Source organism: Edaphobacter sp. FHG110511_03, assembly GCF_059115365.1.
The window spans coordinates 1-14,802 of record NZ_JBZYWL010000015.1 but is presented as its reverse complement, the minus strand read 5'-3'; the positions used below and the strand labels follow the sequence as shown (position 1 = coordinate 14,802).

12 protein-coding genes are annotated in these 14,802 nt (G+C 53.9%); 10 read left to right on the top strand and 2 right to left on the bottom strand.

Going from position 1 to position 14,802, the window contains the following annotated elements; genetic code table 11:
• Positions 1–910: 910 nt before the first annotated feature.
• From AC5S26_RS28340 to AC5S26_RS28320, 5 genes are all read left to right on the top strand, one after another.
• The gene (locus tag AC5S26_RS28340; RefSeq protein ID WP_494188311.1) at positions 911–2,752 is read left to right on the top strand and encodes a putative bifunctional diguanylate cyclase/phosphodiesterase; all 1,842 of its coding nucleotides are present in this window, start codon (positions 911–913) and stop codon (positions 2,750–2,752) included.
• Positions 2,753–2,836: 84 nt separating this feature from the next.
• Positions 2,837–3,256, top strand: coding sequence for a hypothetical protein (locus tag AC5S26_RS28335; protein WP_494188310.1), 420 nt, complete (start codon positions 2,837–2,839; stop codon positions 3,254–3,256).
• Positions 3,253–4,764 carry an ATPase domain-containing protein gene (locus AC5S26_RS28330; protein ID WP_494188309.1) on the top strand — a complete coding sequence of 504 codons (1,512 nt, stop codon included), beginning with the start codon at positions 3,253–3,255 and terminating at the stop codon, positions 4,762–4,764. The genes AC5S26_RS28335 and AC5S26_RS28330 overlap by 4 nt, the downstream gene beginning before the upstream one ends.
• Before the next feature lie 646 nt (positions 4,765–5,410).
• Positions 5,411–5,998, top strand: a complete 588-nt coding sequence (locus tag AC5S26_RS28325; protein WP_494188308.1) for a beta-class carbonic anhydrase — start codon at positions 5,411–5,413, stop codon at positions 5,996–5,998.
• 484 nt (positions 5,999–6,482) lie between these two features.
• The gene (locus tag AC5S26_RS28320) at positions 6,483–6,650 is read left to right on the top strand and encodes a hypothetical protein (protein ID WP_494188307.1); all 168 of its coding nucleotides are present in this window, start codon (positions 6,483–6,485) and stop codon (positions 6,648–6,650) included.
• Between the two features lie 81 nt (positions 6,651–6,731).
• Here AC5S26_RS28320 and AC5S26_RS28315 read toward each other — a convergent pair whose 3' ends face one another.
• The gene (locus tag AC5S26_RS28315; RefSeq protein WP_494188306.1) at positions 6,732–7,223 is read right to left on the bottom strand and encodes an ester cyclase; all 492 of its coding nucleotides are present in this window, start codon (positions 7,221–7,223) and stop codon (positions 6,732–6,734) included.
• Between the two features lie 63 nt (positions 7,224–7,286).
• Between AC5S26_RS28315 and AC5S26_RS28310 the strand changes: the two genes are divergently transcribed.
• The gene (locus AC5S26_RS28310; protein WP_494188305.1) at positions 7,287–7,598 is read left to right on the top strand and encodes a single-stranded DNA-binding protein; all 312 of its coding nucleotides are present in this window, start codon (positions 7,287–7,289) and stop codon (positions 7,596–7,598) included.
• Between the two features lie 618 nt (positions 7,599–8,216).
• On the opposite strand, the gene AC5S26_RS28305 is transcribed toward AC5S26_RS28310, so the two are convergent.
• A complete protein-coding gene (locus tag AC5S26_RS28305; RefSeq protein WP_494188304.1) occupies positions 8,217–8,720 on the bottom strand; it encodes a hypothetical protein in 504 nt (167 codons plus the stop codon).
• Between the two features lie 133 nt (positions 8,721–8,853).
• Between AC5S26_RS28305 and AC5S26_RS28300 the strand changes: the two genes are divergently transcribed.
• From AC5S26_RS28300 to AC5S26_RS28285, 4 genes are all read left to right on the top strand, one after another.
• On the top strand, positions 8,854–10,677 hold the full coding sequence (locus AC5S26_RS28300; protein WP_494188303.1) for a tetratricopeptide repeat protein: 1,824 nt from the start codon (positions 8,854–8,856) through the stop codon (positions 10,675–10,677).
• Positions 10,678–10,962: 285 nt separating this feature from the next.
• A complete protein-coding gene (locus AC5S26_RS28295) occupies positions 10,963–12,564 on the top strand; it encodes a B12-binding domain-containing radical SAM protein (RefSeq protein ID WP_494188302.1) in 1,602 nt (533 codons plus the stop codon).
• A 790-nt stretch (positions 12,565–13,354) separates the two neighbouring features.
• Positions 13,355–13,516, top strand: coding sequence for a GGDEF domain-containing protein (locus AC5S26_RS28290; RefSeq protein WP_494188301.1), 162 nt, complete (start codon positions 13,355–13,357; stop codon positions 13,514–13,516).
• A 416-nt stretch (positions 13,517–13,932) separates the two neighbouring features.
• Positions 13,933–14,229: a hypothetical protein gene (locus AC5S26_RS28285; RefSeq protein ID WP_494188300.1), complete on the top strand. Its 297-nt coding sequence runs from the start codon at positions 13,933–13,935 to the stop codon at positions 14,227–14,229.
• Positions 14,230–14,802: the final 573 nt, after the last annotated feature.

Genomic DNA, 14,802 nt, shown 5'->3' with positions numbered 1-14,802 from the left:
AGACGCCTGCGGCTTGGCAGCGCTCCGCGCTTCCACGTTCCCGCTCCACGACGACGACTCCCCACCAAGGTCTGCATAGGAACAGGAAGGACGAAAGAACAGTCACAACGGCGTGTCTGCAACCTGCTCCTGATAATGGTCCTCAACGACCGACCGACTTGTAAGGACAGACACGCAGCGGAACTCATCCTGGCCAGGAGCCGCGGCTCCATCAAAGGCCGAATACATTGCCGCAGACTTGTCTTCTCGACCAAACTAGCCCTTGCAGTCGCGCGGCGGACCATACATTGTAGGAAGTAATTCCAAAACGCCCGCAGAGTCCCGCTTATGGGGCAAGTCCGGGATTCCCTTCGATAGGGCGAACCTTGCCGCATCTCCTAACATTCCCAAATAAGAAGAGGTAGATCCCACAAATGCTGAGAACGATAGCTGCTTTGTTGGCGTTCCACACCGCACCCAAAAAAGGGGGAGATCCTCCTGATTGGTCAAGGCGGGAATCTGGCTGGTTTTCAGACCTGCCTTCGCGATGACCTTCCAACGCACTGAGCGAGATAGTAGACCTGAGACTTCGACCGCTGTCCGCGATGCCCTTAGCGCCGAAACGCCGCATAAGCAACTTATGCTTTCCGAGCTATGTGACGGCCGGTCCGCGCGTAGCGATGTTGGGGGCAATGTCAGCCGACCATTGGCGCGCTCTAAGCTGTACATTTGGGTGACTAACGGATGTGGCATCTAATTGACTAGGCGGCCTATACGGCGCGATTTAATAGATACGTTTTTGCGACAGGAATATATGCTGGGCTTTGCGATGAACGGTGCAACAATGACTTGGAGCTCCGAGGAACAGGTTGAGAGTGGCTCTTCTGGCTGCACTGATGTTTACAGTTAGGTGTCCGAGGAGGTCTCGTAGGTGGAGACCAATTGCAAATCGAATGCATATACGGTCTTGGACTCTGCGCGCCTGCCAATTGCTGTTATGGAGGGAGGGGACAAGATCCTGCGTTACGTAAACTCGGCCTTCTCCACTCTGATGTGCAAAAGCTATGAAGAGATCATAGGAATGCCTTTTGCGGAACTCATGCCTGCCGATGAGGTCTGTCTTCTTCTATTAGACGAGGTATATCGCAGTGGGAACTGCGAGACTCATGCGCGACAATCAAACGCTCCGCTTCATCCGCTCTACTGGTCTTATGAGATATGGCCGATCTACGGGGATGTGAGATACGGGACTAAACCAGTGGGCGTTGTCCTTCAGGTCATCGAGACGGGATCCCTACATCGTCAAACGGCTCTCATGAATGAGGCATTGCTCTTGTCTGCGGTGCGTCACCACGAATTAATGGAGAAAGCTGAAACCCTCAATCGCAAGCTCGAGGCGGAGATCCGGGAACGGCAACGAGTTGAGAACGAAATCGAACAATTGGCCTACTATGACGTACTTACTGATCTACCGAACCGGCGGCTTCTTTTGGACCGTCTACAGCATGCCATTGTGACGTGCCGTCGCACGATGCATCACGGAGCTATTCTTTTCCTTGATCTCGACCGCTTCAAAACAGTCAACGATACCCGAGGCCATCACCTCGGCGACTTATTGCTTCAACAAGTCGCACAAAGGCTTAAGCAGTCCGTGCGGGAGGGCGACACAGTGGCACGCTTCGGGGGGGACGAATTCGTCATAATGCTTGAGGATCTCAACGAAGATGCCGCGGAAGCAAATGCACAGGCTGAGAAAATCGGAGCAAAGGTACTTGATTCACTCGAGAATCCTTATTTCCTAGAGGAACATCAGCATTACTGCACCGGAAGCATAGGAATTACGCTTTTTGATCAATCCCAAGAATCAGTAGACGGATTGCTGAAACAGGCTGATTTGGCACAATACCGAGCTAAGGCAGCAGGGGGACAGACCTTCCGTTTTTTTGATCCCGAGATGCAAGCCAAAGCTATCGGACGCGCGAATTTAGATGTCGACCTAAGGGTCGCGATACAGAAAGAACAATTTATGCTTCATTACCAGCCACAAGTTGACTCTCAGGGATATTTGTGTGGTGTCGAAGCCTTGCTGCGCTGGGAACACCCCCGAAGAGGCGTACTCCTTCCATCAGATTTCATAGTCTATGCCGAGGATCACGGACTCATACAATCAATAGGTCTCCGGATCCTCGAAACGGTGTGCAGGCAGTTGATGGAATGGAGTCTCAACCCTGAGACCTCACACCTTACGATCGCTATTAACGTAAGTTCCCGGGAGTTTGGACATCCGGAATTTGTTAAGCGGGTTCTCTCGATTATTGATGAGACGGGCGTCAACCCGAGCAAATTGATACTGGAACTCACGGAACGGGTGATGTTTGATTCCTTAGAAGAAACACTCACTAAAATGAGCTTTTTGAAAGCCCACGGTTTATCATTTGCGTTAGATGACTTTGGGATGGGTTTCTCATCTCTAACCTGTCTAAAAAGCCTGCCCATATCTCAAGTGAAGATCGATCGGTCGTTTGTATGCGATATCCTTACAAATCATAGCGACGCGGTAATCGCGAGCGCGATCCTCGACTTGGCAAGAAATCTTGACCTTTCAGTCGTTGCTGAAGGTGTTGAAACTGAGGAGCAATTTGCATTCTTGGCAACCCATGGTTGTCGCATATTTCAAGGGTTTTTCTTCGGCGCGCCTCAACCTATCGAACATCTCGTCGTGGTTTGTCGAAAGGTCGGTTCGCCCGTCTCGTTAAACTCGAACCCAACGTGATCCGCCGACGCCGCATACAGATTCATTCGCAAATGAGCAGGGAGAAGTTCAGGTGGCGTCTAGAAGGCCGTCCGACAGGAGACGATGAATCAACTTGGCGTCAGTTCCAACATTAGACAACTTGCGGAGCGGCTCGTTGCACACGAGGCCGCCTCGTCGAATAGTTCCAAGGATGGTGTTCACGTGACGTGCGGAGTTTGTGAAAAGTTGCGCCGTCCGCTCACCACCCTGACGGGAACTGCGGGCTTCACCTCTGTCCTTTCGCGCGCTCTAACATTGGCCCAGCGTGAAGCCCCCGCCCTTTGCGTTGTTCAAGTCAGACCGGATGGTTCAATGGAGGGTCTCTTCGGTGAGGCTTCAGAATCACATCCTGTTTTGGTTGCATATCTGCTCAATCTTCTCGTTACCTTCATCGGCGAAGTCCTAACGATGCGGCTTTTGACCGACATCTGGCCGGATATTCCCGATCTCGAATTCAATTCTCCAAGGGAGAAATCGAAATGAACCCGCCCAACAAAGTACAAATTAAGAAACTCCCTACCGGCGTTCCAGGCCTCGATGAAATTTTGGGAGGCGGATTTCCGGAATTGTCATTCAACATCATAGCGGGCGCACCAGGATGCGGGAAAACCACGTTGGCACATCAGTTTGTGTTCGCGAATGCTACAGAGGAGAGACCGGCCCTCTACTTCACGGTCCTCGGCGAACCGGCTCTCAAGATGCTGCGATACCAGCAGCAGTACAGCTTTTTTGACGCGACAAAATTGAACAGTGCGGTCCAATTCGTGAATCTTAGTCAAGAATTGGTTGAACGTGGGCTGCAGGGGGTGTTAAAAGAGATCACAAAATTGGTGCAAAGCACTAACGCGAGCATTGTTGTGGTGGACTCTTTTCGCACAGTGATTCGCCATGAGCACCGTGGCGGCAAAGAAGTTGAGGTACAGACGTTCGTACAGGAGCTTGCCCTACTTCTCACCAGTTGGGAGGCAACAACCTTTCTGATCGGTGAGTACAGCGACGCGGAATTGATCGACAACCCCGTTTTTACGGTTGCCGACGGCCTGTTCTGGCTTTATCAGCAAATAGAGAGAAACTCAGTAGTACGAAAATTTCAAGCGATGAAACTGCGAGGCCAGATGTCCGTACCCGGCATGCATACCTTCCGCATCACCAACGCCGGCTTGCAAGCCTTCTCTCGAACACTTGGTTTGACTGGCAAGAAGAAAAGGGCCTCTGATAGGAGACGCCTATCCACCGGAATTGCGAAGCTAGATGAGATGATGGGCGGGGGGATCCCGGAAGGAGACAGCCTGTTGATTGCCGGTTCTTCGGGAACCGGCAAGTCCCTGCTTGCCACCCAGTTCATTTCAACTGGACTGCGCGAGGGGGAAGCGGGGATCGTAGCAGTGTTTGAAGAGCGCCCAGAAGAGTATACCGACCGAGCCGCCTCATTCGGGCTCGACCTGGATATCTCATTAAATGACGGAAGCCTAGAGATCATCTACCTCAGGCCGCTTGATCTCTCGGTGGATGAAATGATGCAGGAACTCATCGACGCCGTCCAAAGAACAGGTGCCAAGCGCTTGGTGCTTGACTCGCTAGCAGGTTTTGAGATGGCGCTAGCTCCTGGATTCAGAACTGATTTCCGCGAATCGCTCTACCGCATGATCTTTGCACTTACCGGTATCGGTATCACCATCCTAAGCACTTTAGAGACGGAAGAAGCGTTCCACAAGCTTCCGTTTAGCAGTTACTCGATCTCATTCTTAACGGACGATATCATCCGTTTTCGCTACGTGGAAATCGATGGCCAACTCCGTAAGATCATGACTGTAGTCAAGATGCGGGGCGGGGTCCATAGCAACGATATACGCGAGTATCAGATCGGCGCTAACGGAATCATTATCGGCAACCGGCTGACAGGCTATGCTCATCTCCTCACCGGTGTACCAGATCGGGTAAGCGACCCCACGGTGGAGCACCGATTAAAAGGAGGCGCAGACTCAGTGTAATTCGGGGATAGTTGACCTTGATGGGTGTATCTCAAAAGTTAGTATCTGAGTTGCACGGTGAGTCTTACTTTGATAATTATTTAGTGTAAATTTGAACCGTAAATGGCGCCAAAGATCAGGCCCAAATTATGCTCAGATTTGCGCTCCCGGAGCAGTTTCACCCAGTCTATGCCACTCGCAAGCACTTTACAGCGCTAATGCGGGATCACTAATGAGCGTGTCTGATCTGATGAAAGAAGCTAAGCTTACACACGGCTGCTTAGGGGCATTTTGTTTTGCGCATCAATCTGCTTGCCGTATTCATTTCGCCCAACTCGAACATCCACCTGCGCCGGACCACCAAACTATAAGGTAGCTATTCTATCTTTCTGAGCGCATAGGCGTGACCACCATTTGCGCTCCGCCAAGAATCCTCAGCTTGGTGTCCCTCTGAGAGCGTCGGAAATCCTTGCTCTTCTTCCCTCCGGAACCCATTTGTCACGAATAGCTGCGTATTATCTCTCGCCAAAACGTGCCAGCAATCAGAGCGTTTCCGGTACAAACAGTAGTAGTTTGTGCTTTGGTTCCGGCAGAGCATACAGTTCTCCGCAGGGGACCTTCCGACACACGTCGTGGATCTATAAAACCTCATATTGAGGAGCATCTCATGAGCGAAGTACTCAAAGAAGTTCTCAGCGCAAACCAGAAGTACAGTGAGGAGTTTGGTGATAAGGCCAATCTCACTCTTCCTCCTGCTCGCAGATTCGCTGTACTCACGTGCATGGACGCGAGGCTCGATCCAGCGAAGTATGCAGGGCTCACAGAAGGAGATGCCCACGTGATCCGAAATGCCGGCGGAAGAGCCAGCGATGATGCGATTCGATCGCTAGTCATCAGCTATAAACTGCTAGGCACACGCGAGTTCTTTGTGGTTCATCACACCGACTGCGGCATGCAGTTTTTTACGAACGATATCATTCGCGAGTTGCTTGCGACCAGTTTGGAGACGGCTGCGCTCACTTCCGAAGGATTTAAGGATGTGGGCCGGGGACCAGGCTCGCGAGCCGGGCAATTTATTGAATGGCTGACGATCGCGAACGTGCAACAGGCTGTCATCGATGATGTGACACGTATCCGTACCCATCCGCTGGTGCCCACTACGATTCCAGTCTATGGCTATATCTACGACGTCAAGACGGGCAAGCTGATGGAAGTCGAAGAGGCAACCGTTGCCGGTAAAGCAACCTCCATTTGAGCGATATGTTCGTATCGTGTATTTGGCCTGCAACTGAGGCGGGACCGAAACCTTCGACCCTAACGGGTTACGATCGAAACCGAACTCAACGCGCCGATCTGGAAATGACAGGAAGGGAGCTTTACTTCACGAGGCGTACCCCTTCGGCAGCCTTGGGCTGAGATAGGTTCCGGACGAGACCACGGAGCAAGGTGGGGGCCTCGGCACGTTCGAATAGGGGCTGTCATCTCTGCACAATCTTGACGGAGTCCAGAGAAAACGGAATTTGGAAGGATTCCGAAGACCGTGGTTCAGATAGGAAGCCTCCTTAATGCCCCTTACAAATTGTTCCTACACCATCGTGAACAACGTTATGTTGACGCACAACTGACCTTTCGTTACGACAGCAAGCACATCATCCGGGAGCAAACTGAACTTTCGAAGGGGCTGGCTGGCTGATATGTCGAGATTTTCGATTTCTCCGAAAGGCCTCCTGGAGATTGGAGTGCAAGGCCCTCTACCGATAGGGGACAAAGGCGTATTCGCGCTAGAGGCCGAGACGCAGCGTGGCAATGAGGCTCTTAATGCGAGGGCTCCGGCGCACATTGTGGAAAGGCTGCCGAAGCAGGCGGCGGAGACGAAGATGCTTCTCGAGAGGACGAACCCGCGCTAGAGGCGCTGCCTTCATAGCTGAAGGCAGCGCGAATGTCGTTCTCGTTTTCAGGAGGAGCTAGAAGATGGGCGTTGGTGCTCGTCAGGCTCGTGATTTTTCGCTGGTTGAAGCACGCGCTGGTTGACCGCTGGAGCCGTGTGCCTGCCCTTCGATCGAGGGAGCGGTAGCGACTCCGAGTTGCTCCATCAGCGACATGAGGTTCCAATCGGTCCACTGTTCGGCGATCTTATCGCCATCGATACGGAAAATCGATGTGCCTGAGACCGTAGCGTTGCGGTTGGTGGGTTGCATGCCGAGGAACTGGCCGTTATGAGTGCCCCGGGCTGTCCAGTGGAGCACGACCTCGTTGCGTTCGGCGATGGTGTCGTCGATCGAAAACGTGAGGTCGGGAAAGCCAGTCTTGCACATGTCTATATGCTGTTTGAGGTTGTCCGCTCCCGAGGTGAGGGAGGGAAAGACAGGATCATGGATACGACATTTGTCCGAAACCAGTTCACGGATCGACTCCAGCTTTCCGTGGTTCCAGCACTCGTCCATAAACCTGCTTGCGATTTGTTTGGTATCTGTTGCCATGGCAGGTGCCTTTCTGGGCCGCGATTATAGACCCTCTTGTGAGGAATTGAAATCAGCACGCCTTTGTCCAACGCTGCTGCGGCTAAGATTTTCATCGAGGATGACCATGTTGCTTGTCCTATTCGTTCTATTGGAGAGAACCGCACAGAGTGGCACCGCGTTTATGCCTGGAGGAATCTCTCGAAGTTCGCCAAGACTCTCCAGAAGGGGCAGCTCGTCACCCTGGAAGGCATTCTCCGATATCGCGAGGTAGAGGATGAAGTCAAAGGAACCACCTTCAAGCACCGGATCGCCGAGATCCACGCCACCAACATGAAGCGGCTCTCGAAAGTTGAAGCCGTCGATGATACTTCGGACGGAGCCGACGACGAATAATCGTCGTCCTGGGTGGATGAGCCACAAGCTCATCCACCTTTGTGCAACGCGCTGCACATACGCCCCGCTGCCACTCGATAGGAGGCGGGCTCGTTCAGTGTCTTGCGCAACGGCGTCATGCCATTCCGACCCCGGTTGCCGCATCATAAGCCAGTTCTCCGAGAGCTTGCCAGCCCTCGATCCGGTAGAATTGCATTCCTTGCACGAGTGCCCGTCTCGTCGGTCTTTTTGCACTAGTGAAAACACTGCTCACGTCATCAAACTCTTCAGTTGGCGCTCAAAAACAGATGGATCCTACAGGAAGCTGTTAGAGAATGAAGCACGGAAACGACTATCGTGCTGAAGACGCATCTCGATCGCCCGGTAAAATCACCTTCATCAATCGCGGCCGCAAAGCCAAAACATCGATAAGGGCCGACGTGAATCAACTGTCCCCAGGCCTAATCACTTTAAATAAAGCACGGCGAATGATCTGCGTTGGAACCGAATTGATTCCAATGCTTTAACTGGATGATGTCACGGTGGCGAGCCGATTCATCTAGGTCGATCAATAACCACTACCGCATTAAGGATGCTGGCCGGCCACAACGGCTCGGCCGGCCACATTTCGTCATGCTTTCACTCGATGCGCTTTCCGATCGCCGTCGAGCAGCCATTGATTGCCGGACTGCCATCCGCAAACACAAAGTTCACGGGGCCACTTGCAGTAAACGTGTCAGGATTGTCGCCAACGACAATCGTCTGCCTAACCGTCTGTGTCCTCGACAGAACGCCATTCAAAGTAATCTGTGCAACAAACACTGCGTTGAAGGTGCTATGGCTACGGGCATGACTCCATACTCCATGTCCCGGCCCACGCACCGAAGGGAAAAACGCCGGAGCTGTAGTCGACTCGAGAAGCGTTCCTCCGCGTGAGAACGTCAGCAGTCCCTCGAAGGCCGGCCCCAGCGCGGCACCGGTAGCGCAGTTGCGCTGCGTCACCGTAGTCTTCCAGCTACCCTCCAGCTTGCGTGCGCCGAAGTCCCAGTCTTCCACCTGCGCTGAAGCTGTTGTCGCCATCGCAAGTCCGCAGACCGCGATCGCAATCATTCTCGAAAGAACTTTGAAAGCTATTGATTTCATGGTGGTTCTCCTCCCAGGCTCGCGGGCTTTCTCTCCCCATCGGCCTTCGAAGGCTATACTCACTCCACTGATCGAGAGAAAAACTTAGTCGGCCCTGAAGATTTTCTGAAAACTTCTGAAGAGGATTTACCCCTTGTCCGAATCCCCCGTCTACGAGTTCGCAGAGTACCGTCTCGACACCGGAAAGCTGATGCTCTCACGCGTCGGCGAACAGATTCCGCTTACCCCTAAAGTCTTCGACACCCTCCTTCTCCTCGTCCGCCGTCGCGGTGAGATCCTCACCAAGGAAGAACTTCTCAAAACCATTTGGCCCGACACCGTCGTTGAAGAGAATAATCTCAATCAGCACATCTCCACCCTGCGCCGCGTTCTCGGCGAAAATCGCGGAGAAAACCGCTTCATCGCCACCATCCCCGGCCGCGGCTATCGCTTCATCCCCGAGGTCAGCACCCTCATCCATCGCTCCGCAGAGAACGCGAAGCAGCTTCGCATCGGTGTCCTTCCCTTCGAGAACATCGGCGCAGGCGATGACCGCGAATACCTCGCCGATGGTCTCACCGAAGAGACCATCGCCATCCTGGGCCAGATCGACCCTCAGCACTTCAGCGTCATCGGTCGCACCTCCATCCGCGCCTACAAAGGCACCACGAAGTCCCTCGCCGAGATCGGACGCGAGATCGACGCCAACTATCTCGTCGAAAGCTCGCTCCGCACCGAAGCCGATCGCCTCCGCGTCACCTCGCGTCTCATCCGGGTCTCCGACCAGCTCCAGCTCTGGTCCTCTTCCTACGACAGCGAGCCCGGAAGCATGCTCTCGCTGCAGCGCGAGCTAAGCACTGCCATCGCGCAGCAGATACGTCTCACCCTCTCGCCCGAGCGCCTCAACGCCATCGCCCGCCGCCAGACCCTCAACGCCGAGGCATACGACCTCTATCTCCACGGGCGCCACTTCTGGCAGCAACTCACCCCAATCACAACTAAGAAAGCAATCGAGTACTTCACCCGTGCCACCGAACTTGATCCCAAATACGCCCTCGCCTGGTCAGGCATGGCCGACGCCTTCAGCACCGCACCGGTCAACGGAGACGCCCCGCCGCAGGTGGTCTGGCCACGCGCCCGCGAGGCCGTCACCCGCGCGCTCGCCATCGATCCCGATCTCGCCGAGGTGCAGGTCTCACTCGGCTTCCTCAAGCTCTGGCTCGATTGGGACTGGCCCGCCGCCATCGCCGCCTTCCGCCGCGCCATAGAGCTCGACCCTGGCTATCCCCTTGGCCACCGCATGCTTGGCGTCGTCCTCTCCCACGCCTCGCAGCACGAAGAGGCCACCGCCTCCATTCGCCGCGCGCGCGAGCTCGACCCGCTTTACGTTATGCATCAGTCGCTCTCCGCACAGATCGCCTTCGCCGCCCGCGACTACGATTCCGCCGTTCGTTTCGGCCGCCACGCCGTCGTTGTCGACCCCGACTTCTACATTGCCCGCATCCATCTTGCACAGGCCTACGTCGAACAAGGCAAGTACGACCTCGCGCTCGACCATCTCAATAGTGCAGGACGACTCGGCGTGAACACAAAAGTGATCGCCATGCGCGGCTACATCTTCGCCCGCACCGGCCGCGCCACCGAAGCCCGTGGCGTGCTGGACACGCTGCTCTCCATCGCAAAAGAACGCTACGTCCCCGCCTTCTCTATCGCCATGGTGCACCTCGGGCTCGGTGAACTGGAAGAAGCCATGCAGCAACTCGAACGCGGTTACGAAGCCCGCGACGTCCACGTCGTTTTCCTCCCCATCGACGCCAAATGGGACCGGCTACGCACTGGCCCACGCTTCACTGCCCTGCTCGAACGCTGCAACTTCATGCAAACTAACTCCACGCTCCCAACGGAATCCCTGACATCGAGAGGGTCGGGGCCGCTTCCTACCTTCACTCACCGTAAAATCGGCATATCGGACAAGTGACAAAAAAACGGCTCTGGCCTTCCATCTTTCCGATATGCCCGTTTCACGGACAAGTGAGAGATTGCCGGAAGGAGATCTATGGAATGTAAGGTTCACATCTATTACAAACCCGGAAGAGAAGCACGGAACATTGGATCAATATGCATAGGGCTATGTAAGATAAACGACACTAGTCCGGCGGGTATCTTCCCGGCCGGCATTCGCTGCCCGGCCAGAGCCCTGCACTGATTTGTCTCCAATAACACTCTGAACCCACCGTATTCCGCACGAGGAAAGGTTGGATTTTTGAGTGTTCATCTCGTAAATCCCAGCGATAACTCTTTTGGGACAGCAGTCATTACGCCCCGTTGGCTCTTTGTTCTCGCTGCAGCAACTCCCTCCATTGCAGGTGATCCCGTCCTCGTCGACGAATCCATCGAACAGATCGTCCCGGAATCAATTCAGCCTAGAGATATCGTTGGAATCAGCGTCCATACGGGTAACGCCCTCCGCGGTTACGAAGTAGGCCGCATCGCTCGCGATCGCGGCGCCTGGGTCATCTATGGCGGCATCCACGCCACGCTCTTTCCAGAAGAAGTCTTTGAGCGCGGTCACGCGCATGCCGTTGTCAAAGGTGACGGCGATATCGCCTGGGGCAAAGTTGTTACCGACTGCCTTGCGGGCGCACCTCTTCAGAAGATTTACGAAGGCGGTCGCATCGGCGGAACCGAATTTCTTTCTGCACGTTGGGATCTAATGCCCCGCGACAAGTACATGTGGGCTTCGGTGCAAACGACTCGCGGATGCCCGAAGCACTGCTCCTTCTGCAGCGTCTGGCGGACAGACGGACAAAAGCCTCGGCAGCGCGCCTTCCAGGCGGTTGTCGACGAGATCGTCAATCTGCGCCAGATCGGCTTCCGTTTCATCGCTCTCGCTGACGACAACTTCTATCCCGTTACTCTGACCGATCTCCGGCTCGCCCGCGAACGAGGCAATCAGTCTCGAGTCGATGAGCTCACCGCCATCCGCACCGAACGCTTCCTGCTGATGGCTGAACTCGCCAAACTTCCCAGAGACATGGTCTTCTTCACTCAGATCACGATGGAAGCCGCCGAGGATGGCGAGTATCTGGACGCCATGCACAAGGCCAACATCAAAGGTGCATTAGTAGGGGTCGAAGCAGTCACCCCTGAAGGGCTGAAGGCGGTCTTCAAAGATTTCAACTACTCCGGCGAAGCGCTTGCCAAACAGCTACAGACGTTCAAGAAGCACGGTGTTCATGTTCTGGGATCTTTCATCTTCGGTCTCCCGACGGACACTCCCGGCACCTTCGACGCGACGGTTGCCATGGCTTTGAAGGCAGGGGTTACTTTTGCGCAGTTTGTGATGATGACACCCTTTCCGGGCACCGTCGACTTTATCCGCTGGGAGAAGGAGCAAGCAGTCTCCCCGGAGATGGTTGGCGACATCCCCATCACTCGCTACTGGCTCATCCCTTCCGCCATCCGGCCGAAGATGTTCACTCCACATCCATCCATGAGCTCGGGCGAGATCAGCGAGCGCACGCAAAAAGTCTGGGACCGTTTCTACAATTGGTCATCGATCTGGGAGCGCAGCTCCTGTACTCCGACCCTTCGCGCCAGAATCGCCTTTATGTTTCTCTCCAAGCTCTACCGCCAGATGTACGCCGGTACCGGAATCTCTTCGGACAGCGCCAGACGGAAGAAGTCGAAGAAGTGGGCACGTTGGACCGCGAAGCAATGCCGCAAGTTATTCAACGCGAAACCTATGCCGGAACTTCAATCCCCAGCTTGGGACTCGGCATACAATTCGGGCGGCGTACGGCGTCCAGCCTTCCTTAACCCTGGAGCTACTTCGTCCCCCTTCTACATTGTGACAAAACCGTAATCGGCAATATTTTCGTCAGTGGATCTACTTCTGCATCGAGTCATCCCTCGTTCGTAAAGTCGGCTTCTTGGACAAGTGAATTCTGAGGCTCAAGTGTCCGAGAAGCCCGTTTTGGGTAGCGTCGCGGCGATGATCCTGTGCTGCTTCCCGTCGCCGCATGGCTACGATGAAGCCGATGACCGTGAAGGAACTAAGCGCAAAACTCAAGGCTGGGCAGGCTGCGAAACGGATACGAGCGAAATAAGGCTTAGGCAATCCGAACTATGCGTGTGTTTAGGGACAGGCAAACGTGGGTATCTTCGGCGTGTTTCAGGTCGGCTTCTTCGCGGCTTTCCGCTACCGTTTTGTAACATTCGGGGCAGATTGACTGCCACGTGCCACTACGGGTGCAGCGATGAGAGAAAGTGATTTCGTCTATCATTCGGACCGCCTAAAGACATGTCCAGAAACGGACAAGAAGCATTAGGAGCGAGTGTTTGCTACGTTGGAGTAGCTCATAGAAGCACATGTTTCCCCCCATCCCTCCACATTTCACTCGCGTCTTTTCACGCGCCAGTGATCTGCGAATAGGGTGGGCATGGGGTCACTTCACTCGCCCCAAATCAAATATAGTCCTAAAAGTCGCTTCCCACCAAGTCAACGAGACTATGGCCTTAGTTCAAGTGGAGACCTCGATTGACTAAATTGGAGTCCAACTGTAACAGCTAAACAAGATTATGGCTGAGATCCTCGCTGCCATTGAGCAGACATTGACTGCTGATTGCGAGAGAGCGCATGTCGCGGAATTCAGGTGCAACACTATGGTGAAACACTGGAGGGTATCCACCTATCTATAGGCGTGGCATGTTATTCACGGAGTGGAACCACCGCAGAAGCGATATTGCTTGGTGCGGATTCTGCGCTCTATCGTGCCAAAGAGCAAGGACGCGATCAGGTGGCGCTCCCTGAATAGGCAGTCGCTTAATTTAATCAGATATGCGGGATACGCTGCCGACCCGCTCGTGGAGGTATTTAGGCTTTAATGTGGATCAGTTCGGCAATCATCCACGATCAGAACTGGATAACTCTAGCGCCTGGATAGAATGATGAGTCAAGTTAGTCCCGTTAGCGAAGAGGGGATTATGGCTTCGCTCCGATATGCATGTTATGCGAGGGCGGCTTTGCTAGGACTGTAGATTCTATTGGTCATGGGCTGCCTAAAGTCCGGATTAGCTATTTCGAGCGCGTCACATTCTGCAAATCTATGCATAGAAGGTAGCCGTTCGGAAAACCTATGAAGCATGCCCTTCGGATGGCACCGTTCAATATCCAGGTCGGACCCAACTCACTGAACTGTGAGTCCTTTTATGGTGCTATGCTCTTGTCGAGATGCCTACCCAACAGCTTTCCAAGGTGACTGAGCTAAAGGATATTAGTGAACGTTTGGTCGAAGCAATCGTCCATCAGCCCAAGGTTGATGCGAACGAGGTGCGGAAATTCCTTGGGAAAGCTCGTCACAAAGATTTAGATCAGCTCGAAAAGCAGGTGGCGGTTCTGAAGAGTTTTTTGAAGAAGATGGGTGTTCCCTTTCAAGCGGCAAAAGAACTGGACGAATTACGCATGGATATTGACGATCGCTGGGCTGTGGCGCTGGAAACGATTGACGGAATGTTGGAAGAGAGATAGCGGCAGCCTAACTCATTGTGTTCTCGTTTAAATAACACTTCGGTGACTCGTGCTCTCTTCAGACTTCCATTATCGTGGCATGCTAGGAATAAATGCTGTTTCGTGTGTTTTAAATAATTGAAGGAGCATTTTTATGGGCCCGAACGATATTTCCAGTCCTATTCGAGGAACCTCTTTCGGAATAGACCCGGAGGAACTGGCGGCGAGAAGACGCGGCTCACCCGTTGACGCATTACATCGACCAGGCATTCGATCTTCTCGAACACAAGTCGAAGCGATGATTGGGAATCCGCGATCACTGAGACACTCTTGACCGATCGCTGACGAGATGCCGGCTTGCCATTACCAATGCATTCCTGTTCTTCAGCCATACAGCTCACCTTTAGAGACGAGATACAGCCGGTACGGAGCTCCTACGCAGCGAAAGCCTATAATCTCCTTGTCGCCGGCATTTGGTCGGTTTTGAGCAAGCAGCGATGATGCCAATGAACAAGAGCAAAGGCGGACTTGAAACTCCAGAACTCGGCAACGCTCCAAAGCTGAGATCGAGTGCCCCTCTCCGATGGAAGGGTC